Origin of the sequence: Fibrobacter sp. UWT2, assembly GCF_900142545.1 — a bacterium.
GTDB lineage: Bacteria > Fibrobacterota > Fibrobacteria > Fibrobacterales > Fibrobacteraceae > Fibrobacter.
Window position 1 is genome coordinate 40,071 of the sequence record NZ_FRBF01000004.1, and the last position, 24,127, is coordinate 64,197.

Annotated in this window: 16 protein-coding genes; 8 read left to right on the forward strand and 8 right to left on the reverse strand. The window is 50.5% G+C overall.

What is annotated here, in order from left to right; genetic code table 11:
* Nucleotides 1–20: 20 nt before the first annotated feature.
* The 3 genes from BUA40_RS03585 to BUA40_RS03595 all read right to left on the reverse strand — a co-directional run bounded on the left by BUA40_RS03585 (nucleotide 21) and on the right by BUA40_RS03595 (nucleotide 3,989).
* Nucleotides 21–1,115, reverse strand: coding sequence for a hypothetical protein (locus BUA40_RS03585; RefSeq protein WP_072798458.1), 1,095 nt, complete (start codon nucleotides 1,113–1,115; stop codon nucleotides 21–23).
* A gap of 102 nt (nucleotides 1,116–1,217) precedes the next feature.
* Entirely contained in the window at nucleotides 1,218–2,738 is a 1,521-nt protein-coding gene (locus BUA40_RS03590; RefSeq protein ID WP_072798460.1) for a DUF4832 domain-containing protein, read from the reverse strand.
* 36 nt (nucleotides 2,739–2,774) lie between these two features.
* Nucleotides 2,775–3,989: a glycoside hydrolase family 18 protein gene (locus BUA40_RS03595; protein WP_072798462.1), complete on the reverse strand. Its 1,215-nt coding sequence runs from the start codon at nucleotides 3,987–3,989 to the stop codon at nucleotides 2,775–2,777.
* Nucleotides 3,990–4,167: 178 nt separating this feature from the next.
* Here BUA40_RS03595 and der point away from each other — a divergent pair, with 178 nt between their 5' ends.
* Genes der through BUA40_RS03610 form a run of 3 tightly spaced genes read left to right on the forward strand, consistent with a single transcriptional unit; the run spans nucleotide 4,168 to nucleotide 7,252 of the window.
* The gene (gene der, locus BUA40_RS03600; protein ID WP_072798464.1) at nucleotides 4,168–5,610 is read left to right on the forward strand and encodes a ribosome biogenesis GTPase Der; all 1,443 of its coding nucleotides are present in this window, start codon (nucleotides 4,168–4,170) and stop codon (nucleotides 5,608–5,610) included.
* Entirely contained in the window at nucleotides 5,543–6,178 is a 636-nt protein-coding gene (plsY, locus tag BUA40_RS03605; RefSeq protein WP_178299526.1) for a glycerol-3-phosphate 1-O-acyltransferase PlsY, read from the forward strand. The genes der and plsY overlap by 68 nt, the downstream gene beginning before the upstream one ends.
* 42 nt (nucleotides 6,179–6,220) lie before the next feature.
* Nucleotides 6,221–7,252, forward strand: coding sequence for an NAD(P)H-dependent glycerol-3-phosphate dehydrogenase (locus BUA40_RS03610; protein ID WP_072798468.1), 1,032 nt, complete (start codon nucleotides 6,221–6,223; stop codon nucleotides 7,250–7,252).
* A 5-nt stretch (nucleotides 7,253–7,257) separates the two neighbouring features.
* On the opposite strand, the gene BUA40_RS03615 is transcribed toward BUA40_RS03610, so the two are convergent.
* The 3 genes from BUA40_RS03615 to BUA40_RS03625 all read right to left on the reverse strand — a co-directional run bounded on the left by BUA40_RS03615 (nucleotide 7,258) and on the right by BUA40_RS03625 (nucleotide 11,593).
* Nucleotides 7,258–8,607: a hypothetical protein gene (locus BUA40_RS03615; RefSeq protein WP_083585252.1), complete on the reverse strand. Its 1,350-nt coding sequence runs from the start codon at nucleotides 8,605–8,607 to the stop codon at nucleotides 7,258–7,260.
* A gap of 107 nt (nucleotides 8,608–8,714) precedes the next feature.
* Nucleotides 8,715–10,553: a hypothetical protein gene (locus tag BUA40_RS03620; protein ID WP_072798473.1), complete on the reverse strand. Its 1,839-nt coding sequence runs from the start codon at nucleotides 10,551–10,553 to the stop codon at nucleotides 8,715–8,717.
* Between the two features lie 98 nt (nucleotides 10,554–10,651).
* Nucleotides 10,652–11,593 carry a lysylphosphatidylglycerol synthase transmembrane domain-containing protein gene (locus BUA40_RS03625; protein WP_072798475.1) on the reverse strand — a complete coding sequence of 314 codons (942 nt, stop codon included), beginning with the start codon at nucleotides 11,591–11,593 and terminating at the stop codon, nucleotides 10,652–10,654.
* 60 nt (nucleotides 11,594–11,653) lie between these two features.
* On the opposite strand from BUA40_RS03625, the gene BUA40_RS03630 reads away from it, so the two are divergent.
* Nucleotides 11,654–12,277 carry a class I SAM-dependent methyltransferase gene (locus tag BUA40_RS03630; protein ID WP_072798478.1) on the forward strand — a complete coding sequence of 208 codons (624 nt, stop codon included), beginning with the start codon at nucleotides 11,654–11,656 and terminating at the stop codon, nucleotides 12,275–12,277.
* Here the strand turns inward: BUA40_RS03630 and BUA40_RS03635 are convergent.
* Complete coding sequence (locus BUA40_RS03635; protein ID WP_072798481.1) at nucleotides 12,266–13,369, reverse strand: glycosyltransferase family 4 protein; 1,104 nt, start codon at nucleotides 13,367–13,369, stop codon at nucleotides 12,266–12,268. The two genes, BUA40_RS03630 and BUA40_RS03635, sit on opposite strands and share 12 nt — an antisense overlap.
* A gap of 139 nt (nucleotides 13,370–13,508) precedes the next feature.
* Here BUA40_RS03635 and BUA40_RS03640 point away from each other — a divergent pair, with 139 nt between their 5' ends.
* From BUA40_RS03640 to BUA40_RS03650, 3 genes are all read left to right on the forward strand, one after another.
* Nucleotides 13,509–15,422, forward strand: coding sequence for a LamG-like jellyroll fold domain-containing protein (locus tag BUA40_RS03640; RefSeq protein WP_178299528.1), 1,914 nt, complete (start codon nucleotides 13,509–13,511; stop codon nucleotides 15,420–15,422).
* Nucleotides 15,423–15,499: 77 nt separating this feature from the next.
* Complete coding sequence (dnaE, locus tag BUA40_RS03645; RefSeq protein WP_072798486.1) at nucleotides 15,500–19,360, forward strand: DNA polymerase III subunit alpha; 3,861 nt, start codon at nucleotides 15,500–15,502, stop codon at nucleotides 19,358–19,360.
* Nucleotides 19,347–20,414: a lipid-A-disaccharide synthase gene (locus BUA40_RS03650; protein WP_072798488.1), complete on the forward strand. Its 1,068-nt coding sequence runs from the start codon at nucleotides 19,347–19,349 to the stop codon at nucleotides 20,412–20,414. The genes dnaE and BUA40_RS03650 overlap by 14 nt, the downstream gene beginning before the upstream one ends.
* Here the strand turns inward: BUA40_RS03650 and mutL are convergent.
* Nucleotides 20,367–22,262: a DNA mismatch repair endonuclease MutL gene (mutL, locus tag BUA40_RS03655; protein WP_072798490.1), complete on the reverse strand. Its 1,896-nt coding sequence runs from the start codon at nucleotides 22,260–22,262 to the stop codon at nucleotides 20,367–20,369. The genes BUA40_RS03650 and mutL overlap by 48 nt on opposite strands.
* Nucleotides 22,263–22,375: 113 nt before the next feature.
* Between mutL and BUA40_RS03660 the strand changes: the two genes are divergently transcribed.
* Nucleotides 22,376–23,671, forward strand: coding sequence for a hypothetical protein (locus BUA40_RS03660; protein WP_072798492.1), 1,296 nt, complete (start codon nucleotides 22,376–22,378; stop codon nucleotides 23,669–23,671).
* The last annotated feature ends 456 nt before the right edge of the window (nucleotides 23,672–24,127 follow it).

A 24,127-nucleotide genomic window follows, 5' to 3' on the forward strand; every position in this document is an offset into this window, starting at 1 on the left:
GAGTGCTTTTTCGCTAGCTTTTAATTCTCTTTGTCCAGGCAATCTTTGATTTGCTTGAGGATGAATTCCTTGTGCACCTCGATTCGTTCCTGGAAGGTCGGGTTCACGGTGGTGTCGCCGTTGCAGATTTGTTTTTTGGGGAGAACCTCTACCGATGCATAGGAACTGCTAATCCGGATATGGGACAGGCAACTGGAATCGCTTTCCGAAAGGTTGCCGCCAGCAGCATTCTTGGTGCTGTCCAAAAGAGCTTGCATGTCTTCATTGAAGATTTTTTCCATCTCCGGAGTAGTGGCGAAATCGTCCTTTTGGCAAAGCGGAGACGGAGGCGGAACGCTATTGCTAGAATTCGGCTCGGCGCTAGAACTGGATAGGAATTTTTCGGGGTATTTTTCCCTGTAATCCTTGGGAGTGTAGAGAAGTCGACCATCTCCTTCAATCAAACCGCCCTTGTTGGGATCATCATCATTTTGTAAAGAATGGAGGGTGTTGTAAGAATAGATGTTTCCGTCAGAACACTTGTATATGGGTGATGGCGTACTGACGTGAGTACAGGAGGTTGAGAACGTGCCGTATAGGCAGACTTCCATGTCTATAGTGGGTTCATTATCTTCGTCTTCAAGGTCTCTTAGCTCCTTCAGAGTTCGGGTTTGGTTCTCGGCGAGTTGCTTCTTTTTCCAGTTGACGTTTGCCTGATGGTCTTCTGCATCAAGGCATCTGCCGCCGTCGTCGTCGAGTGTGTGAACGCAGGTGATTGAGGTGTCGCTTGCGAGTCTGAACTTTTTATCAGAGCTTTGGCTTGAACTGGGTTCAGCCGATTCGCTGGAACTAGAAACGGCTGCATCTTCAGAAGAAGCGGGATCAGTGCAGTCGCCATCGCAGGAGTCAGAACTGGAAATGGCGCCCGAGTCAAGATCAATGACGGCTTGAACGCCGTAAAGGGCGACCATGCCGCCGTCGTCAATCGTTGAGTTTGAGTCGGGGATTAGGGTGGCGGGGGCCTCATTGGTGGTTCCGCCTGCAGCAGAAACGCTTTCGCTATCGCCTCCGCAGCTTGCCCAGAAGAATGCGGTTGATGATAATAAGACTTTTTTCCAGTGTTTACGAATATTCATAAGTTCTCCTCGATTTTCTATAACATAAAAATACCCTTTTGCGAGGGTATTTTCTACTAAAAAATGATTTTGTTATGGATTATTTGTATAAAATCGTGTAAACTAGTGTCTTAAAATGGGGTAGTAGGCGCCTTTGGCGGCTTTTCCCGGAATGTTTCGGCCTTTAAGGTCGATTTTGCTGGTGCGAGCCTTGCCGATATTGCCGCTGTTTAGAATGCGAGCCCCTGCAATGGCTGTGGTTCCGTTTTCGTCAAGGAGTCCTTCGATGACTGCGGCGCTGCCGTCGAGGCTTGCCTTGTAGGGAATGGTCGCGTCTTTCAGAATCTTGTCGCTGGTAATAGTGACTTCGGGCGTTTCGCTATCGCCGATTTGGATTCCCGCTACAGTAAAGGTTGCTTCTTTGCCTGGCAAGAGGCCCTTGAGAGACTTTTCGCTGCGTATGCCCTTTACGGTCACGTAGGCGTTGTGGTAAAGCGGGGCAATGCCGATATTTTTCACGCGGATGGCTGCTGAAACTTTGTTGACTGCATAGCCTGTGATTTCGAACTTGTAACCTGCATAGGAACTTGCCTCGTACACGCGATCCTTGGTGGCATATTTGCCTTCGGGTGCGTCGTTACCAATGACGTATGTCATGTGGTATTTGGCGGCGGCATCTTCCCAGGTAACGCCGTAAAGGCCTGCAGGGTTCAGGAATTCATGCTGGTCCTTGTCGTCGTAGTAGCTGATTTCACCACCCGCAGGGGCGCTTTGCCAGCGGTCGGTACCCATGGTCTGCCAGTTCTTTTCGTTGTTTCCGTCACCCTGCGAAATGTCGTGTTCCTTGTGCATAAAGGAATCGTCGAATAGGCCGAATTTGAGCCCGAGCAAGGTTTTATTGCCTGCGATGGGGGTGTATTCGTCATCGGCGGCGTCAATCGAAATGCTCCAAGGAGTCTCTACGAACAAAGTGTCAAGATGCCTTAGGAAATGACTTTGGTAGTCCTTGGAAGGAAAGTTTGTACCTAGTTGGAGCTTGGTGCCGTAAATATGGTATTCGGCCCAGTGCCCGAAACCGGCCTGCACAAATGCAATGCGTGGATCTTTGTCGTATTTTGCGGCAAAGTCGGCGTAGAATTGCTTGTAGAACCATTGGAGCGATGTGCTGCTCCAGTCGGCGTAGTAGGTGGGACCGTCGCCACCCGGGTTCTCGGAGAAGGTTTCCAGGTAATTGCTATTTGCTAAGAAGTAGTTGGGGACGGCGGTGGCGCCTTTCACGCCTTCGGTGCAGTTGGGAGCGTTTTCGATGGTTTCGTTCGGATACTCGATGCGGAATCGTACGATGGCCTGGTGTCCGCGGCTCTTGATGTCTTCGAGCAATTTTTCGAAACTGCTCCAGTCGTAGTTCAGTTTGTCGCCGGTCATGCCGGTCACTACGGCGCAGGGAAGGCAATATGAGAATTCCAGAGAAATGGAACTCTGCAAGTTTTTCTGGCTTTTCGCTTGGTCGGGCCAGAAAACGATTCCCTTCATGGGCTCGAGCGATTCAATGCTCTTGTTGAGTGCAACGGAACGGTCCGCTGCAAATGTTGCAGTCGCCAGAAACGCAACCGCGCCCCCTGCGATTATCCAATTTTTCACCATACACACTCCGTTTCGAAAAACTTCGTCTTTACAAATCTATCGCCTTGAGCGTTTGGAGTCAAGTAAAATTATGGATTTTTTGCCTTGAACTCGGTGCCCGCGAATGTCAATTTGCTTGCCGGCTGCGCTGTTGGTGCGAATATTGCCATTGCGAATCTTTTTGATTGCGGTGCCGTCGTCTTGCAGAGCGATGGCGATGCTGTCGAGAATCGGGTTGCCGGTGCCTTCGATATAGTCGTGCGAAACTTCCCAGACCATGATGCCAGCATAGCCGTTTTCTTTGACCCAGCGGCTTTTGACGGCAGAAGAGTGCGGGTCTTCGAAGGTGACGTAGCCGGTGGACGATACGCCGTAGGGTTCTACGGCGACGCTGTCATAAAAATATTCCCAGTCAGTATTCGTGACGATGTCCTTGTAGGCGACTTGCTTTGCGGAACCCTTGGTGAAATCGGTGCCGGGGCCCGTGGCGCCCTTGAATTCAAACCCGAATGAGGGAATTCCGAAGACCATTTTTTCAGTCGGAACGCCGCGCTTTTTCCAATAGTCGCGGGTTTCTTCCCATGACCAGGTGGTGTAACCTTCGTGCGGGTAGAGTGGCGAATCGAACATGGCTTTTTCATCCCAGTCGCCGGTCATGTCGTAGGTCATGAATCCGAACCAGTCCAGATTTTTCACGAGGACTTCGGGCGTAAACCATTTGCCGTAATAGGGCGAGCAGGGGAGCGCTGCTGAAAGGCTCTTGTCTTTGGGGAGAGCCTCACGGAGTTCGGTGAGCAACTTGCTGTAGGCAATCGTGTCGGCTTCGGGCACGGGGTTGTATTCCCATTCCCAGTCCATGTCGAGACCATCGAGGTTATGGTCGGCGACGAATTGTACAAGGTTTTCGACGAACTTGCCACGAAGAGCGTCATCCGATGCGATGGGAACAAAATTTTCGCTTTGCCCGCCACCGCCGAGCGAAACAATTACCTTGGTGCCTGCGGCATGCGCAAGCGTTACCATGGAATCAAGCGCGCTCGGATCGTCAGCGGCATCGCCTTTGAGCGAACCATCCGTATTCGGTGTAATGAAACTCCACAGCACATGAGTCAATTTGTCATACGGGACCTTGTCTACTGTGTATGGGGGCTTGTGCCATTTTCCCCAGTCGGGGTAATAGCCGATGAACAGCGGTGCTGCCCATACCGAAGAGGCTCCGGCGATGGCTAAAAATGTACCGGCAATATTTATCCAATGCTTAAGAACTTTCATCAATCCTCCCGAAGGATTTGCGTATTTTCAAAATAATATTTTTTTATGAATAGAGTATGCCTGTTTGCTAGTTTTTTGCTTCGCCCATAATCCCCTAGTCCCTAAATCTTATCCCCAACTATAAACCACTGTCTACTGCCTACCGCCTACTTCCTACTGTTTACTATATTTACACTTGATGAAATTACCTGTCGTATGTATTGTTGGACGCCCGAACGTGGGCAAGTCCTCTCTTTTTAACCGAATCTTGGGGCGTCGTGCCGCAGTCGTTTCTGACCGCGACGGCGTGACCCGCGATAGGCATTACCAGACGGCCAATTACAAGGGCCATGAATTTACGGTGGTCGATACCGGCGGATTCTTGCCGGACGATTCCATCGACGTGCTCGCCGATAGCGTGCGCACGCAGATTTTTAATGCCGTCGAAGAGTCCGACCTGGTGCTCTTTATGGTCGATGTCCGCGTGGGCATTACCAAGCTCGACGAACAGTTTGCCCGTATGGTCCGCAAGCTCGACAAGAAGGTGATTCTTGTTGCGAACAAGAGCGAAAACGGTGCCGATCGTCAAGAAAGCTACGAGTTCCTGAAACTCGGTTTTGGCTTGCCTCGTACTATCAGCGCACTCACGGGCTATGCCTGCCTTTCGTTGATGGACGAAGTTATTGCGGTGCTTCCGACTCCCGTTCGCGGTGAACGTCGCGAAGAGCGCCCGATTCGCTTTGCCATTCTTGGCCGCCCGAATGCCGGCAAGAGCACGCTTCTGAACCGCTTGCTGAACGAAGACCGTGCCGTGGTGTCCGATATTCCGGGTACGACCCGCGACTCCATTGACTGCGACTTTGCGGTTGATGGCCAAAAGTTCGTGGTGACTGATACGGCTGGCCTACGCAAGAAGGCGAAGGTCGAAGACGAAGTTGAAATTTTCAGCAACATGCGTACCCTCGAAAGTATCCGCCGTTCCGACGTGTCGGTACTTATGGTAGACTGCACCCGCGGTCTCGAAGTCCAGGACTTCCGCATTATTACCGAAATCCGCAAGGCGGGCAAGGGCCTGGTGCTCGTGCTCAACAAGTGGGACATTTTCCCGGACAAGACCGAAAAATCCTTTGACCACATGGTCAAGGAAATGCTCGAACGCGAACCGATGCTTGAATACGTGCCGATTATTTCGGCGAGTGCCAAGGAAGGCCAACGCGTTAACCGCATTGTCCAGGCCATTCAGACGGTGTATGCCAACTGCCGTCGCGTCCTTGGCCGCGACCGCGTCGCTACCGCCTTTGCAAGCTTCTTGGAAAAGAATCCGGTGCCGAGCCAGAACGCCCGTACCGTTCAGCTTACCCGTGCCTGCCAGATTATGGTGGAACCGCCGGTAATCGCTATCGAAACCCGTACGCCGGAACTGGTGGCCGATTCTTACAAGCGTTACTTGCTCAAACAGTTTTACGAAGAATTCCAGCTGCAGGGTGCGCCCCTCCGCTTGAACTTCGACCAGAAATTAACCCTTAGAAAGGATGAAGATCTTGAACAGTTTACTGAGTCTTCCAATAGCGTACTTGCTGGGGTCAATCCCCAGCGCGATCTGGATCGCAAAAATCGCAAAGGGAAAGTCGTTCGACATTAGAGACTACGGCTCCAAGAATGCGGGCCTCACCAACACGTTCCGCGTGCTCGGTTGGAAACCCGCCCTTCCGGTCGTTTTTCTTGATTTGCTCAAGGGTTTCTTTGGCCCGTGGATTGCCATGAAAATGTGCGAAGCGCAGGTGGCTGCCGGTGGTGCCGACTATTCTCACTGGGTTCCGCTTGTTGCAGGTCTCTTGGTGATTCTTGGTCACAGCTTCACTTGCTTTGCCGGTTTCCGCGGCGGTAAGGGCGTGCTTGCCGCTTTGGGTGTGTTCTTGGCCCTTTGCCCGATTACGGCTCTTAGCGCTTTCGGCGTGTGGATTATCCTTACGTTTTCGACCAAGTATGTGTCGGTGGGTAGCATTGGCGCCTGCGTCGCTCTCGGCGCATTTGCCGTGATGGGTTTCCTTAAGTTGCCGTTCCCGCCCGACGATATTAACTTGGGCCTGATGATTACCTGCCTTATCGTGGCCGTTTTCGTGATTGTGAAGCACAAATCCAACATTAAGCGCCTTATGAACGGCACTGAAAACGGTTTTGGCAGCAAGCGCAAGACTCCTAAGGCGTAATTATTGTAGATTATAGGAAAAAGTGATAGGCGAGGTTTTATTATGAAGGTTACTGTACTTGGAACAGGTGGCTGGGGACTTTCCCTTGGCCAGGTGGTGTACGAAAATAAGAATGAAGTGATGTTCTGGACCAATTCCCAGGCCGAAGTGGACCTGCTCTCTACGGAACACCAGTACAAGGACAAACTCCCGGGCGTGATTTTCCCGGCAGACTTTAAGTATACGACCGATATGAACGCCGCCCTCGAAGGCTGCGATATGGTTTTGATTGTGGTGCCGAGCCAGTTTATGGGCGGTGTCGCCAAGAATCTTGGCAAGTGGACTCCGGCCAAGGGCAAGGAACCGGTGGTGGTCTGTGCTACGAAGGGTATTCTCGAAGGCACGAACCAGCTCATGAGCGAAGTGCTCCTCGAAAACGTTCCTTGGCTCACCGAAGACAAAATGGTTGCCTTTAGTGGCCCGTCTCACGCCGAAGAAGTCAGCCGACACATTCTGACGGCGATTGTCTCTGCTTGCGTGAACGAAGAATCTGCAAAGCTCGTGCAGAAGGCCATGAGCTGCTCTTACCTGCGCGTTTACACCTCTACCGATATCGTGGGTGTGGAACTCTGCGGTTCCGTGAAGAACGTAATCGCCATTGCTTCTGGTGTGCTTTATGGTCTCGAAGCCGGTGGCAAGTACAAGATTGGCGACAACACTCGTGCCGCTATCCTCACTCGCGGTCAGGCTGAAATGTGCCGTCTCGGTAAGGCTCTCGGCGCAAAGCCCGAAACCTTTGCTGGCCTTGCCGGTATGGGCGACTTGATTGTGACTTGCCTTTCTCAGCACAGCCGCAACCGCTATGTGGGTGAACACATCGGCAGGGGCGAAACTATCGAACAGGTCCTCGGCGGCATGAAGATGGTGGCCGAAGGCGTTCCGACTTGCAAGAGCACCAAGGCTCTCGCTGACAAGCTCGGCGTCGAAATGCCGATCGTAAATGCCGTTCACGCCCTCCTTTTCGAAGGCAAGAACGTGGACGATGTTATCAAGGAAATGTGGGACCGCGAACTCAAGACGGAAGTCTGGGAATAATCGCTTTAGAACCTTACAGAAATTCCCAAGTGGGTCGCAAATCCGTTACGGAATGCGACCCCTTTTTCTGTTTCTAGATCGCCGGATTTCTTCTCTTGTTCAGGAGTGACAGGTGTGTCGATTCCGGAGGGCGTGTCGCCGCCGGGACTGGTGGCTGGGTCGCCTTCGCTGCCGTTGCTTTCGCCGGGCAAGAATTCCTTGTAGCTTGAATAAACAGGAGCCAGCTGCGTAACGCTGTAATCCAAGGCGATGGTGACTGAACCTTCGCGGCGGAGTTCTGCCCCAAGGGAAAGAATGCCGCCGGCACTCTTCAGTTCTCGCCGATAGATTTCATGCTGCTTGTTATAGGTCAGCAGAATGAGTGTCTCGATTTGCTTGTCCATGTCAATGGCACCGCTGGCGTAGTAACTGTCAAGAGCCACACGTGGATTAAAGGAATATTTGCGACCTAAGTGCCACTGGTATTCTGCACCGCCGATGACACCCATTGCGTCGAGGTCTGCGTCAATACGGAACATCTTCTGCAAGAAACTGAAGGAAAGGGATTTTAGAACAGAGGTGGGGAGAGCCCTGTTGGGAGCGAGTGTCTCAAAAAAGCGGTCCTGGTTCGCTTCGATCTTTCCGGCGACGTGGACGTAATTCAAGTTCGTTTTCAGGTTCTTGTAATTCCATTGGGCTAAAAGCCAGTGCAATTGTGCGTCAAGAGGCACGTACATAAAGCGCTTGTAGCTTGATTCCTGATGGAAAATCCCGTATAGGTAAATGTCGGCATTGATGTAGTTGTATTCCAGGCTTAAACGGCTTTGCCCGAGCTTGGCTCCGTATTCGCCGCGGGCCATCATCACGCTGATAGAATCCCTGATGTAATATTCCTTGTCCGGATTTTCAGGTGAAGACTGCAGGTATGTGCCCGAGATGCCAAAGTGATGAATGCCTGGGTTGATTTCGGCGGAAATGTTACGGGCAAGCAAGTGGGTTTCCCAATCTACTGAAATTTCGGGAACGACATCGTTCTTGTTTTCAGAGATCCAGCGTATGTTACCCAGTTCTACAGAACCGCGGGCTATGCTTGTGCCGATGCGGAAAAAGTCATCTGCCGAGTGTATGGCCAAGGTTGACTTTACAAAGGGCAGACTGCTGACATCGACACCGAGAGTAATGTATTTGAATTCGCTTTCAAAACCGATGCTGGCGATATCGAGGCTGTTGAAGCCTTTTACATCCCATTGGTCGGTGTAGCGACCTTGGTAGGTGATGTGCCTAAGGTCGCCGTAGATTTTAAGGTTTTGAACTTCAAGCTGATCGTTGATGCCGCATTGCCTTGCCGAGAACTGCTTGTCGCTGGTATGCAGCAAAAAGAGCCCACCGCAGTCGGTGAACCCGAGGTTGCTTAAAGAATGGGCCGCAATATTTGCGACCCCTAGAATAAATAATATTTTATTTGCGACTTTCACGAAAGGCGTTAGTAATCCCATTCGTCATTGTAGGTGTAATCATCCCAGTCGTCATCGTCGTCTTCTTCCGATTCGGTGGCGATGATTTTCCAGAACTTATCAGCAGTCATGCCAGGGAGCACGCCGCCGAAGGTGATATCCGGGAAGATGATGTACTTACCGAAATCGCGAACTTCGTAGTCTTTGAGCTTGTCGCCTTCGACATAGCCGTTTACAAGAGCCTGGTAAGAAATGGTCTTCTTGCCGCTAGCATCCGTAAAGTAGAAGATGTTGTCGGTTGCATCCTGGTAGGCGGTTGCAAAGAGGTGCGTGCCGTTTTCAACCTTACAAACGTTAGAGCTGAGCTTAATCGGCGAGGGGACCGTTACGTTAGCGTCGTCGTCATCGCCATAATAGCTCTTAGATTCACCGAAGGTGATGGTGCAGTTGTCCAACTTCATGCTGTAGCACTTGTAGGTGTAGCCGCCATCCTTGTAGTCAACGTCCATGCACACTTGCCACTTGTAGTCCAACGGTTCTTCGTCGTCCCAAGAGTAGGCTTCGCGAGTCCATGCACTAAAGTAATCGACTGTGCCGGCCTTCGTAACCTGCTTTTCGAGTTCCCTTTCAAGTTCCATATCAACGTAGGACTGATAAGCATCCATGTCTTCGGACCAGTAGAATCCGTCAACCGGAACCTGCCATTCCGAGGCGTCGTTAATGTGGTGGTACGGCAGGTAGTCCTGGAATCCGTCGGTAATGTCAAAGAACTTGGAGATGTTGATCGTAACCTTGGAACCGCGGGGGAGAGTCACTTCGACACCAGTGCGGAGTCCTTGACGGTAATGTTCCAAAGAATCGATTGCCTTCTGGAAGTCTGCTGCGCTTACGTCAGACATTTCGCCGTCGCCCACGATGTAGGGGTCGTTCTTCTGAGTGGCGGTGCCATTCTTGGATTCTTCGATACCGTACTGCAGGCCGAGTTCCACGTAAGAGATGGCGCTGTCCAGCAAGTTCGGAATGTTCTTGTAGCTCGTCTTCCAGCTGCTGTAAACAGTCGTCAAGGAGCTCTTTGTGTCAAACATCTTTTGCATCTGCTTCACGGCCAATTCCGGAACTTCACGAGAGCGGTCTGCTTCGTTCATCCAGTCGTAGCTGCCGTTGTCGGAAATGTCGATATTGATGCTTGCACCAAAGGTAAGGATTGCCTTGGCGACAAAGAGTGCGCCCAATGCCGGAGCGAATTCGCCGCGGTCCAGTTCATAGGTGCGGTCTTCATAAGTGTACTTGCAGGTGAAGTCCTTGTTGTTCACCACGCTTCTCATGTAGATGACGGCGGAGTCCAAAGAAGGAATTGCCTGAGCCATGGCCGTCTGGGCTACGCTGGTCAGCAACTTGCCGTCAGAGGTCACGAGAATCTTGTTGAAGTCTTCGACGCCCATATCCGCAAGGTCTTGCTTGTTAGAAACGGTGTCGATAAAGCCCTTGATTTCCTTGTTGTTCACCAAGTCGGTGACGATGCTCAAAGCGTAACCCAGCTGGGCTTCGCAGTTGTTGGGGTGTGCATCAAGAACGCCCTTGAAAGTTGCCTTGGTTTGGGCACTGAATGCCTGTGCGGTGCGGAAATCGCCATCATCCAAGCTCTTCAGGATGTCGGCGATGTTTGCCTTTGCCGATTCGAGCTGCTGCGTGACGCTAGCATCCGTAGAAACTTCACAACCGGATACGTCGAAACTCGGGGTGTCCGGGATGTCTGCGGGTGTAGACGGGTTGTTGTCGTTGGAACTGCTGCTGCCACTATCGCCGCAGCCCGCCAAAAGTGACATGGCACTTACGGCACATACAAAGAATTTTTTTGAAAATCCCATAACGGTTTCCTCCATTTGTTATTGTTAAAGAAAAATAACAAAAAAGTCGCCTAATTGCAAACAAAAAAACAAGTTTTTTTTTCAAAGGTGATGAAATGCTATTTCTTGCTGATAATCAGCACGATTGCACCTTGAATTGCCTGGAAAAGCAGCGGAATATAGCCCAGAAGTCCTGCGGAAAGCACGATAGGGGCGGGAATTCCTAAAATACCGGTAAAAAGGGCCACTTGAACGCCTTCGCGGACTCCAATACCGTTCAAAGAGATGGGTAACATTGAAACAATGGTGGTAATGCTAGTGAAAACCACCAAAATACTGATGTCGATGCTTTGGCCGACGGCCTTAAAATAGGCGAATGCCATGAAAAGGGTCAAGAGTTGCAACCACAGGGAATCCAAAGACGATAGAACAACTTGTTTTTTATACTGCCTGTAAATGGACAGGCTTTTCTGCATTTTGGGGATGAAGGTGAGTTTGTTTAAAATGAACGCGGGAACTGGAATTTTATCCGAAAAAAGGCAAAGAATCACAATGACCATGCAGACTAAAAGGGCGATGGTCATAATTAGGGTGTAAATAAAAGGGATTTCCGCTTTGCTTAAGGCGAAGGGGAGCGCAATAAAGAAGCAGAGGAACATGGCCAAAAGGCCCTGAATGCGGGCGAGGAACACTGCCGAAATGGATTGGCTCGTCTGGTTGAATTTTTTCCCGAAAGCCAAGGATTTTACGGCGTCGCCACCAAAGCCCGTGGGGAGCAGGTTGTTGAAGAAGTACCCCATGGCGGTGTAGGCGTAGTAAGTCTTGAAGGGAATTTCGGGGCCTTGTACCGAAAGGCCTTTCCAGCGGTTTGCCTGGATAACCATGATCAGTGTTGCCGCAACGAGGGTGGCAAGAACCCATGGTGCCATCCCGAGGCTCCAGTTCTCGGCTACGCTTGCAAGCGGAATCTTGTAAAAGATGTAGGCAAAACCACCCACGCTAACGATTAGCTGGAGTATCCGCTTGACAAAGAGCTTAGAAACTGTCTTATCGGCTGCCATTGACTACAATAATAGCATTTTTGACAAATAAAAAATTATATTTGCGCAAAAGAGGTTTTTATGTACCGGAATAAAGCGCGTTATGATGTGGCCAAATTGGTGCCCAGTGATGTCAAGAGTGTCCTTGAAATTGGTGCTGGCGCCGGACTGAACTATGTAATTTATCCGAAAGACGCTTACAAGGTGGCGATTGAACCTGAAAATCGCACCGATACGCATACGATTGACAAGGTTCCGGGCGGTTTTAACGAATACCACCACGTGTTTTACGAACAGTACACCGAAGACAAAAAGTTTGATCTCGTGGTCATGTGCGATGTGCTGGAACATGTGAACGATCCGGTTGACCTCATCAATTTCTGCAAAAAGCATCTCAATCCGGAAGGTCATATTCTCGTGTCGCTTCCGAATTTCTGCTGTGCCGAAAACCTTTTGAAAATCATCATTACCCGCGATTTCCGCTACTTTAAGCCGGACGAGGGTGAACATGCGCTGGGCGTTCTGGATATCAACCACAAGACCTTCTGGACCAAGAAGAGCTTTGTCCGCTTCGCTAAGGAAAACGGTCTCGAAATCGAAAAGATCGTGGGTATTCGCAAGCAGCTGAAGTTCATGCCTGGCCTTTTGAGCCATTCCAGCTTTATCCCGTTCCAGTACGGGTTCTTGACAAAACTAAAGAAATAAACTTTCGGCTGTTTCGCGGATTTTCTTGGCGCTATCTTCCCAAGAGAATCTGGAAACCCAGGCGTCAATTTCGGCGTCGTATTTGCCCTTGTCGTCAATCGATTTTTCAAGGGTGTCGGCGATGCTTGCCGGGTTGGTGGGGTTGAAGTAGTTGGCCACATTGCCGCCTACTTCGGGCATCGACGAGGTGTTGGAGCAGGCCACGGGAGTGCCGCAGGCGAATGCTTCGAGAATGGGCAGGCCGAATCCTTCGTACAGCGAGGGCAGAACGAAAAGGTCTGCCAGGTTGTAGAAGTTCACCAGGTCGTCTTGGCTCACCATGCCGGCGTGGATAGTCAAGTCCTCAATTCCCAATTCTTTTTCTTGGGTGGCCTTGGTGCGCCCGTCAAAGGCCTTGCCTACAAAAATCAGGCGGCAGTTTTCTTTGCCCTTCATTTGGGCAAAACCCTTAAGTAGACCATTCAAGTTCTTGTGTGGCAACAAGTTGCCGACGTACAAGAGAATCTTCTTGTCTCGGGGAATGTTGAATTTCTCGTACAGGTAGTCGTACTCTTGGGGAGTCTTGCGGACGAATTCTTTTCCGACTCCAGAGGGAATGACCCTTATCTTGGATTCGTCGGTCTTGTATAGGCGCAACAGGTCCCGTTTAGTGCTTTCGGAAACGACGATAATCTTGTCGGCGCGCTTGCTAATGAACCAGAAGATGAACTTGAAGTACCAATGCACGATTTTCATCGGCAAGAATTCGGGGTAAATCAAGTGCGTGAGATCATGGATCGTCGCAATCATCTTGCCGCGGTAGAACAAGGGCACGTTGCAGTGGGGAATGTGCAAAACGTCTGGCTTTTCGCGGTAGAGAGCCCGGTAGGGGAATTTAAGCTGTTCCTTGTAGCCGTAAATGCCGCAGATGAACGGAATGTGCTTGGGCACGTCCTTGTAGGCTACCAATTCTTCGGGATTCCCGAGGGCGATTTCGTAACCCACGTTCTTTAACCAATGCTGGATGCAGGTGCCAATACCGGAACGGGCGACCATTCGGGCGTCAATCGCGATTTTCAAATCCGGCTTTGGGGCGTTGCTTTTCATGTTCATTTTGCGAAAATAGGCTTTTTTTTACGAAAAATACATTTTTTGCAAAAATAAATGATGCGGGTTACATCTAAAATAAAAAAAATTGCAAATAAAGACAGTTTTTGTTATATTAATCTTACGAATGCGAATGGAGGACTTTATGAGTCGAAAAATGGTGAAATGGCTTTCGGCATCTTCTTTGATGTTCCTGGGAGCTTTTATTTGGGGATGTTCTGAATCGGATCCTGCTCCGGAAAATTTCGTTTCTGATGGAAATTCGGAGCTCCTGAAGAACGATGCCACGGGAATGTGGGCTCGTATTGATGAACTTGGAATTGCCGGCTATTTCGATTCTCTTTCGCAAAATGGCGGTGCTGTTGTTGACGTGTCGGCAAAGGTGAATGGCCGCTGCTCGTCGCCCGCCTTAGCAATGGACGAAAATACCCGTTACCTCGACGAATTGGAATCGCTGTTCGACGAAGGTGAACAGGTCGAAGGCGTCTGCGGCTATGGTCTTAAGTTGCAAGACGGTCAGGTGGCCCCCTTGGGCGTAAACCTGATTGATTCCATGAAGGTGGGAACCGTAGAATTCTGGTTCCGCCCGAACGCTGATTTTTATGATGCTCCGCGTACCCTTATCGGAAACGATGGTGCCCGTGTTCATTTCTTCTACAAGAATGGCGAGCTTTACTTCCAGAAGAATCACCACAACCAGCATTACTATGTCAATGGTTCTGCCAAGCTTAAAGATGATGACTGGAACCTGATTGCGGGCCAGTGGGGTGACGGTTACATGAGCGTGTGGCTCAACGGCAAGATGGTTGCCCGTATGGAACATGACAAGGGCTATGCTCCGGCCACGCGCGGTATTCCGTTCGAAAACTTGGTCGTGATCGGTTACAAGTCCGATTGCTGCATGGAAGGCCCCGGTCAGTATAGCGCAATGACTACTTCGGGTTCTTTCGACCAGTTCCGCATTTCGAACATTCCGCGTAACAAGATGACGGATGATTCTGTTACTGTTGCGACTAACGATGTTTCTGATACGGCTGATGTAGATACCGTTATTGCCGATACGGTAGTCGCTGATACCGCAAAGATCGATACGATGCCGCTGCCTTTGGATGTGTCGCTGTGGTCTTTGCTGGCAGCTCAGGGAACTCGCTACTTTGAGAAAGTAACGCCTCCGGTGGCTTCGGCTGCCGTTAAAAAGTGCGCCGCACCCGCTCTTGTAATGGATGATTCTACCCTTTATCTGGATGAGTTGGAAACTGTTTACCGTGAAGGCGAACTGGTTGATGGCGTTTGCGGCAAGGCACTTTCTTTGAAGACCGGTGAAGTCGCTCCGACGGGAATCAATCTGATTGATGCGATGCCTGCAGGTACCGTTGAATTCTGGTTCCGCCCGAATGACGATTTCTCGGGAATTCCTGCCCGTACGCTCCTCGGTAACGATGGAGCCCGTGTTCACTTCTTCTACAAGAATGGTGCGCTTTACTTCCAGAAGAACCATCACAATGAACATTACTTTGTGAAGGCTACCGTGGAACTGCAGAAAGACTGGAACCTGATTGCCGGCCAGTGGGGAAACGGTTCTATGAGCCTCTGGCTGAATGGTCAACAGGTCGCTGTCATGGAACACAACGAAGGTTACGAAGCCGCCAATCGTGACATTCCGTACGAGAATTTGTTTGTGATTGGTTACAAGTCGGCCTGCTGCATGGAAGGCCCCGGTCAGGATACGCCGATGACGACTTCGGGTGCATACGACCAGCTGAGAATCTCGAATGTGGTTCGCTACAATTCTGAAGATCAGTCCTCGGTACTTGAACCGGATACAACGATTGCCGCGGATACAACGATTGTCATGGATACGACGATTGCTATGGATACGATTTTGACCCCAGTGGACACCACTGCGACGATTGATCCTATTACCTCTTCAAATTCTCATGATTCGGCTTATGTTGATTCGATAGACTATACAGACACGGAACGTTATCCGCTTGTCGTGTATGATTCTTTGGGTAGAGCGGCTATTTTTGGCATTCCCTTTGAAGATTCAAAAAATTAAAAAATCAGAACCTGTTTAAACCAAGTCCCGCATCGCTGCGGGCTTTTTTCTTAGGCTCCATTTACTAAATTGCAGGTATGGCTTTTGTTCACCTGCAAGTTCATTCTGAATTTTCTGTTTTACAGTCTTCTGCTCGTCTAGACGGTATTTTGGCTGCCGCTGCCGACGAAAACGCACCTGCAGTCGCCCTTACCGACCATGGCGCGATGTTCGGTATTCTAGAAATTCAGACTCGCGGAAAAGACATGAACAAGGCCCGCAAAGAAAAGGGCCTCCCGCCGGTAAAGACAATTTACGGCTGCCACATTTATGTGGACACTTCGAGCGCGAACCAGAAAGATCCGATCACGTTTGAGCGATTGACGCTCCTGGTCGAAAACGAGGCGGGATATTATAACTTGCTCCGCATTGTGAGTTACCGTTACGAAGACGGTGACCGCTGGGCAGAAATTCCGTCGGTGCCGCTGTCGGTTATCGAAGAGCATAAAGAAGGCATTATCGCCATTGCAGGCGATTTCTTTAGCAAGTACGGTCAGAGTGTAGCGGCGGGGCGCAATAGTGTTGCCCGCGAATACATGGAGGCCCTCGACAAGATTTTTGACCATGACCATCTGTACATTTCGGTGTGCGACAACGGCGTGCCTCAGCAAAAGTTGCTGAACGATTTTAACGTACAGTTGGCTGGTGAACTCGGTCGTGAAATTGTGGCGGTCGCAGATGTCCATTACATTAAGGCCGAAGACGCCGAAGCACATAAGGTCTTGCGCTGCATTTCGCTTAAGGAAACGCTGAACGGTTTTGACGACAAGCGCTTTCCGACCGATAAGTTCTATTTCCGCAGCGAAGCCGAAATGGTGGAGTTGTTCGGGCATATTCCGGGCGCCATTGAGAATACGGTCAAGATTGCAGAACGCTGTAACTATACGGTGAAAACCGGTATCGGCGATGAATTCTGGCCGCGCTTCAAGATTCCCGATGAATTTTTGGCTTCTGAAGAATACCAAAGCATCAAGGCCATCATGAAGGCGGAATTCGATGCGGAATATCCGGTCGTACGCGAACGCGAACTTAAGGGCGTCATCAAGGACAAGAAGAAAAAGGTGCAGGAGTCTTACTGCGCCGAAAAGGGGATTGAACCCGATGCCTTGACCGACGATGACAAAGCCGAAATCGAACGATTGTCTCAACCGGAATTCTTTGACGAAGCCGATAATAAGGCTTGGGATAAGGCGGTACATCGCTGGTGTAAGCCTGGCTCCGATTCTGACATCTACATTACGCACCTTTGTAATCAACGACTCCAGTGGCGTTTCCCGAAAGAGGACTTTAAGTTCCCTGCCCACGAAACCGATGTGGGTAAGCGCATGTACAAGGAACTGAACTGTATCCGCAACATGAACGTGGCGGGTTACCTCTTGATTGTGTGGGACTTTATCAACTGGTCTCGTGAACACGGAATTCCCGTAGGTCCGGGCCGTGGATCTGCTGCAGGTTCTCTAGTCACTTACATTATCGGTATTACCGACATCGACCCGCTCACCTTCGATCTCCTTTTTGAACGATTCCTGAACCCTGAACGTGTGTCCATGCCGGATATCGATACCGACTTTGCGGATCGTGACCGCGGTCGCGTGATTCAGTACGTGACGGACAAGTATGGCAAGGAATGCGTGGGCCAGATTATTACCTACGGTATGCTCAAGTCCAAAGCGGTGATTACCGACGTGGCTCGCGTCTTGGGACTTCCGCCTGCCGAAGCAAAGCAGATTACCAAGCTGTTCCCGCAGCGTACCTTGAACTTTAGCCTAAAGCAGGCTTGGACGGGTAAAGACAAGAAGGGCAACAACCTGGAAGATGGTTACAGCCCGGAACCCTTGCAGGCGATGATCGGTAGCCGCGCCAGCTACCAGAACCTTTGGGATATCGCTAAAAAGCTCGAAGATTTGCCGCGCCAGACGGGTGTGCATGCTTGCGGCGTGGTGATTACGCCGACCCCGATTTATAACCTTGCGCCTTTGTACCGTGCCGCCCCCGAAGATACTCCGGTGGTGATGTACGACAAGCATTACGCCGAAGACATCGGACTTTTGAAGATGGACTTCCTTGGCCTTATCAACTTGTCGATCATTCAAGACACGGTGAACATGGTCAAGAAGAATCGTTCGATTGAACTTGACATGGGTCATATTCCTTTGGATGATAAGGAAACGTTCGACTTGCTCGGCAAGGGGATGACCACGACGGTGTTCCAGTTCGAATCTCCGGGTATGCAAAAATACCTGCGCGAACTGAAGCCCACCCGAATCTTTGACTTGATCGCTATGAACGCCCTGTATCGTCCGGGGCCGATTGACCAGATTCCGCACTTTATTGCCCGTAAGAACGGCCAAGAAGAAATCGACTGCTATCACCCTGACTTGGAACAGGTGCTGGGTGAAACCTACGGCGTGATCGTGTACCAGGAACAGGTGATGAAACTGGCCCAGATTCTGGGTGGATACACCCTGGGTGGCGCTGACAACATCCGCCGTATCATGGCCAAAAAGATGCCTGAAAAGATGGCGAAACTCGAACCGGAGTTTTTCCAGAAATGCTTGGACAAGGGCTACGATAAGGACATGATTCAAAAGGTGTGGAATGCGGTGCTCCCGTTCTGCGGATACGCATTCAACAAGAGTCATGCTGCAGCTTACGCTTACGTGGCATACCAGACAGCATACCTGAAGGCGCATTATGGCCCTGAATACATGGCCGCTTCGATGACCTCGAAGATGGGTAAGACTGAAGATATCGTGACGATTATTCTGGAATGCAAGCGCCTCGATATCGAAGTGGTGTCGCCCAACATTAATGCGTCGATGGGCGAATTTGTGGCCAATAAAGAAGGCCAGATTCTGTTCGGCTTGGCGGGTATTCGTAACGTGGGCCTCGCTGTCGTCGAAGACATTATTGCCGAAAGAGAACGCCGTGGCAAGTTCAAGGACATTTTTGATTTCTGCAAGCGCGTGACCGAATACCAGGGCGAACAAAAAGAAAAACGCCCGCCCATGAACAAGCGCCTTATCGAAAGCTTGATTATGGCTGGCGCCCTTGACGAATTCCCGGGCAACCGCGCCGTACTCATGGCAACTGTGGACCGCGCCATGGAAGTGGCTGCCCGCAGCCAAGAAGATAAAGACCGCGGTCAGATGTCGCTCTTTGACATGGGCGGCGGAGCACCTTCTATGGATAGCTCTGCCGAAGTCCTCGAAGAAGCAGAAGAATGGTCTGCCATGGAAATGCTCAACAAGGAACGCGATGTGGTGGGCATGTTCTTGTCGGGGCATCCGCTCGATGAATTCCGGCCGGAACTGCAGGGCTTTACCTCTTGCTCCTTGGACGAAGAAGAATTGGAACGTCACGAAGGCGGTACCGTGATTGTGGGCGGTGTGGTGACCAAGCTCCGTTCGATTGAAACCAAGCGCGGCGATACGATTGGCGCCGGCTCCATTCAAGACTTCCACGGCGACTTGGAAATGTTCTTCAAGAAGGACCTGTGGGAAAAATTCCGCGACACCGTGGCGCTTGACGACCGCGTGCTGGTGAAGGGAACGCTTGAACACCAGCGTATGGGTGATGGCATGCAGCTGGTTGTCGAAGAAGTCATCCAGCTGGACCGCGTACGTTCGGACATGGTGAGCCACATTCATGTGGTCTTCTATTCTTCGATGGTGGATGACGCCTTTGCCGATAAACTTATGACGGCCATGGAAAAATATGAACCCTTTGAAGGGGAACGTGGCTGTGAAATCGTTGCCCACGTGGAAACGGAATCGGGCAATGTCCATGTGCTTAGTCTCAAGAACAAGAAAGTGGTTTATACTCCCGAATTGTTGCAGTTTTTGCGCAAGGATCTAGGCGCCTTGAAGGTTTGGGTCTCGAACCGTGCCAAACGGTAAACCCTACATACTTTTTTGCGCGGGCGAAGATTCGGGGGATTGCATCGGCGAACCCCTTGTAAAAGCGATAGCTTCTCAATATGTGGCAAAAGGCTCGGGCGGCAAGCGTATGCAGAACGCAGGGCTATTGCCATTAGTGGATTTCGAGAACTTGCCGGTGTCCGGCTTTGGCGATGTCTTGCCGAAGTACTTCGAGCTGCGCAAGAGTTTTAATAAGTTGAAAATCGCGTTGGAGTCGCCGGAGTGCCTCGGCCTGGTAGCGATTGATTATCCGGGCTTCAACATGAAATTGGCGAAGCTGGCAGGGAAGTTGCGTAAGCCGGTTTTGTATGTGGCGCCCCCGCAAGTGTGGGCCTGGAAGCGTAAGCGTGCGCAAGTTCTAGCGAAAAATCCCTATGCTAAACTAGCGGTGTTCTTTGACTTTGAAGAGGCTGTTTATAAAGCTGCCGGTTGCAATGTTGTCCGCGTGCAACATCCTTTTTGCGAGGCTGATTCCGTTGCCTCTCATTCGTCAAAAAACATCCTTCTTTTTCCCGGGAGCCGCAAGTCCCAGGCCCTCCGTAATTTGCCCGTGTTTCTAAAAGCGGTGCAAAAGACACAGAATGTGATCTTGGTCGCCGCACGGCAGGAGCTGGTTCCCGCGTTTAAGAAGTATAATCTTCAAGTGGTTGTCGCTCCTCAAAGCGTTGAGGACCGCATGTCTCTTTATCGGAGTGCAGAATACGCCATTACTGCTCCTGGAACTGCCACCTTGGAATTAGCTCTGTCTGGAGTTCCCTTTACAGTATGTACCAGGCCGGATCCGCTGACCTATGTGCTTGGTCGTCTGTTTATCAAGACGAAATTTTTCGCCTTGCCGAACATCATACTGGGTCGTCTTGTGTTCCCAGAACACATCGTTTCCCCTTGGTGTACACGAAATAACGTGAACCTGTCGTGCACGAAGTGCGATGATGTAAGTGCGGAAATTCGTGAAAAACTTGCGGTCGGGAAAACCTTGGAGCAGTTAGCGTTTGAATTTCTTGGCCAACTCGTCGAGCGTGAACCGCAATAAGGTCGGGTGTCCGTAAGGCGACTTGAGCGGTTCCTCGGTCAGCATGAGCTGGCTTACGAGGGCGGCCATTTCTTCGGGCTTTAGCTTGTCGCCGGCCTGGTAAGCGTTGGTGCTTGCCCAAGCCTTGGCGATGGTGTCTTGGATTTTAACCATGTCACCTTCGCCCTTGCCTTCGTCGCCGATGCTATCCAAGAAATCCTTGACGGCCTTGATGGCGCGGGAAAGGGGAAGTGCGCTAGGAATGGCGCGAATCTGGTAGGTCTCGCCTCCAAAATGCTCAATGTAAAAGCCCAAATGCTTGAACTGGTCTTCAACGCTCTTGAGGGCTTCCACTTCCAGCTTGGAAAGTTCCAAAAGTTCCGGGAACAAAAGCTCCTGACTGTCGAGGGCGGACCCGTTTCTTAAAGTGGCAAGAGCTTGTTCATATAGAACGCGGGAATGGGCTGCATGTTGGTCAATGACCAAAAGTCCATTCGAATCGTCACCTGCGATGTAGGTGTTTGCAATCTGGAAAAATGTCGGTGGCGTCCACTGTACAGCGGGCTCGGCAACTTCGTTCACCTTGCCTTCCAGCGAAATCACCTTGCCTGCTTCAGGCGTGCTGAACAAATCTTGAGCTAAATCGTTTTGCTGAACGCTCTTACGGGGCTTTTCGTAAGTGAATCCTGTGGTCGGGAAATTTGACATTTCGGGAATGTCCCCGCTGGATTCTTTGGTGGAAAAGCTTGGTGCGGGATTAGCGGCTGGCTTGAAGATTGGCTCCTCGAAACCGTAGGGCACCTTGGGGGTGTTGTCCTGCAGTTCGGTTTTGCCGGTGCCTGCAATTTCTTCGCTCAAGTCAATCAGCGGAGAATTAGCTTCCATGTCCTTGGTAAACGTGTCACGAATGGCGTGGGAGACGACCAGGAAAACCAAATTTTGGTTTGCAAAACGGACTTCGCGCTTGGCGGGGTGCACGTTGACGTCAAATTCCATGTCGGGCATGTCCAGAAACAGCACCGAAACGGGCTTGCATTGGGCACCATAGGGCTCGTAGGCTTGCTGGACAGCCTTGCTCACCATCTTACTTTCGATGGGGCGGTTGCGAATAAACAAAAACTGGTGGTTGCGCTTGCCGTTTGTTTCTGTAGTGGGGGATACGTAACCCCAAACGTGTACGCCTGCTTCGGTGTAGTCGACCGGCAAAAGAACTTTGGCGATCTTGGAGCCGATAGCTTCGGCAATTCGGTTGCGGAGTTCGCCCGGAACGCCGGTAAACACGGTTTTTTCGCCGACTTTGTAGTCAAAGCGGATGTCGGGGTGCGCAATAGCTGTTTTTAGGACAACATCTAAAATTCGGGTGCTTTCGGCCGTTTCGCTGCTCAGGAAGTTGCGGCGAACGGGAGTGTTGTAAAACAGGTTTTCTACCAAAAAGGTGGTACCACGGCTGGCCTGAACGTCCTGTTTTTCGACAACGTTTCCGCCTTCAAGAAGAATGCGGCCGCTGTCGCCATCATCGGTAGCGCTGGTGATGGTTAATTTGGATACAGCGGCAATAGAGGCCACGGCTTCGCCTCTAAAACCATTTGTATGTAAATGGAACAGGTCGTCTGCACTGAAGAGTTTTGAGGTCGTGTGGCGCAAATAGCATAGGTCCAGATCGGCGGCGTTCATGCCTTTCCCGTTGTCTGAAACCTGGATTTTTTTCTTGCCGCCTTCTTCGATGGAAACCTGTATACGGGAGGCTCCTGCATCAATCGCATTTTCAATCAGCTCTTTTACTGCCGATGCGGGGCGCTCTATAACCTCGCCAGCAGCGATTTTATTGATGATTTCATCCGATAAAACGTGTATTTCAGCCGATTTCATGCCCCAAATATAGCCTTTTGGGGGTGAAAATCATATTTTTTTTGCTAAATTAATAGTACGAAAAGGCTGAGTGGCGTTTTTCAAAAAATACCATTCAATAGAGTGAGGTAAAAGTGCTTTCTAACCTATTCCTTCAGTTGACTCACATTGAGTTGCTCATCTCATACCCTGTCAAGGACATCTTGACTCTAATTAAGCGTGATCCTCGTTTCAATGTCAAGTTGCTAAACGACATCTACTACGAAGATTCCTTTGTGGATGAGAGCGTTCACCGCCTGATGATGAACAATGTGGTAAACTGGCTCTATGAACGTGGCGAAAATCCGGACGAATTTGTGCAGCGCATTATGGACCGTTGCGCCACCTTCGAAGCGATTCCTGCTCGTAGCGTGCTTCGTTCTTACCTCCCGTACGTTTCGCAGTTCTATGCAACCGAAGACGTCCGTCAGCTCTGCCTCGATATTATTCCGAAACGTTATCCGCTGCTTTCCAATGCGAAGTTCCTCCGCCGCGAACTGACCGATGGTTTCCGCAAGGAATACTTCACCTATCGGTTTGACTCCCCGGGCATGCTGATTACGAACCCCATGCGCTGGTTCAACGGCCTGGTGCAGATCGGTGCAATTCTTTTGAACACTCCGCCTTACGAAAAGATCGAATACAAGGCTTGCCAGACCTCTTTTGTCGAAGCTCTTGAAAATCGTGCTACGGCCGAAGTCCGCGATGGCTTTGTGTATGTGAACGGAAAACAGGTAGGTGAATACAAGACCTTTGGCGATTGCCTTGCTGAATATGGTCTTGAATGGGAATTTGAAGCCGAAAAGAAGATGGCTTGCATCCGCGCAACCGAAGATGTTGTCGACGAAAAGGTGGGTGCAACTCTGATTCAGAAGGGCTGCTATTACGGCGCACCGGCTAGCGTGGTCTACTTTGATTACAAGGCCAATGTGATCGCTCCGGAACCGTTCAACAAGCTCATGAGCGCAGTGGTCAAGCAGGAATTCGATTCTTGGGAACCCATCCAGAAGGCTCAGGAACAGTTGCTTGAAGCCATGAACGACTCCGTGACAATCATCTACTACAAGAGCGATGATTCGATCTCGGTGAACAACAAGCACTTGATGCGTAATGTGCCTGCTCGTATTCTTCGTAACCTGCTCCGCGAATACAGCGCTACCGGTCGTGAAGAATTTGAAAACCGTGAATTTAAGCGTGATCCGTCTATCTGCATGGATCCGCTGCGTCCGAACTTCGAAAGCCGCTTGAACCGAGTCATTGCTCATATCAACGGTTCTGATGATCCGGAACATCCGTCTGAAGGCGTGAAGAAGTTCTTCGAAATTGAACGTCACCGCCGCGGTGGTTTCCGTTTCGTTCCGAAGTGCAAGATTATTTTCCGCGAAGAGTAAACACCAGTTTACTGAATCCGAAAATGTAATTGAAACGGATTTAGAAAATAAGCAAATTGGTAGTTCTCAAGGGCAAATAAAAGGGTATATTTGGAATCGTGAACGGTAGAAGGGTAAATCCTGAAACGACTCTATCATTGCTCCCCTCCTGGTAGGTTCAAGGTTCCACATACCGATTCATATTTTCTCCTTCTTAGGAAAGGGTTCCCGCAAGGGAGCCCTTTCTTTCATTTGTTTCTTTAGAAACAAATGAAAGCTAACTCTTCGGCTCGGTCATGTACAAGTCTTTGGCTTGTCCGCGACTCTCGCCTTACGAGTTAGTCTTTTTTAATGCATCAATGGCGCATAAAGAAAGCTTGTTCTGGGCCTCGGTCATGTGCAAACAAGTTTGCCTGCGACGCTCGGCCTGCGAACATGTCTTTAAAAAATAAGTGCTCGGCTCGGCAATAGAATTGT

What these genes read in the sequence shown, in the direction of transcription:
- BUA40_RS03640 (WP_178299528.1), top strand. Translation starts at nt 13,509, where the DNA reads ATGAGTCGAAAAATGGTGAAATGGCTTTCGGCATCTTCTTTGATGTTC.
- BUA40_RS03585 (WP_072798458.1), bottom strand. Translation starts at nt 1,115, where the DNA reads ATGAATATTCGTAAACACTGGAAAAAAGTCTTATTATCATCAACCGCA.
- BUA40_RS03595 (WP_072798462.1), bottom strand. Translation starts at nt 3,989, where the DNA reads ATGAAAGTTCTTAAGCATTGGATAAATATTGCCGGTACATTTTTAGCC.
- BUA40_RS03625 (WP_072798475.1), bottom strand. Translation starts at nt 11,593, where the DNA reads ATGGCAGCCGATAAGACAGTTTCTAAGCTCTTTGTCAAGCGGATACTC.
- BUA40_RS03630 (WP_072798478.1), top strand. Translation starts at nt 11,654, where the DNA reads ATGTACCGGAATAAAGCGCGTTATGATGTGGCCAAATTGGTGCCCAGT.
- BUA40_RS03620 (WP_072798473.1), bottom strand. Translation starts at nt 10,553, where the DNA reads ATGGGATTTTCAAAAAAATTCTTTGTATGTGCCGTAAGTGCCATGTCA.
- mutL (WP_072798490.1), bottom strand. Translation starts at nt 22,262, where the DNA reads ATGAAATCGGCTGAAATACACGTTTTATCGGATGAAATCATCAATAAA.
- BUA40_RS03590 (WP_072798460.1), bottom strand. Translation starts at nt 2,738, where the DNA reads ATGGTGAAAAATTGGATAATCGCAGGGGGCGCGGTTGCGTTTCTGGCG.
- dnaE (WP_072798486.1), top strand. Translation starts at nt 15,500, where the DNA reads ATGGCTTTTGTTCACCTGCAAGTTCATTCTGAATTTTCTGTTTTACAG.
- BUA40_RS03610 (WP_072798468.1), top strand. Translation starts at nt 6,221, where the DNA reads ATGAAGGTTACTGTACTTGGAACAGGTGGCTGGGGACTTTCCCTTGGC.
- der (WP_072798464.1), top strand. Translation starts at nt 4,168, where the DNA reads ATGAAATTACCTGTCGTATGTATTGTTGGACGCCCGAACGTGGGCAAG.
- BUA40_RS03635 (WP_072798481.1), bottom strand. Translation starts at nt 13,369, where the DNA reads ATGAACATGAAAAGCAACGCCCCAAAGCCGGATTTGAAAATCGCGATT.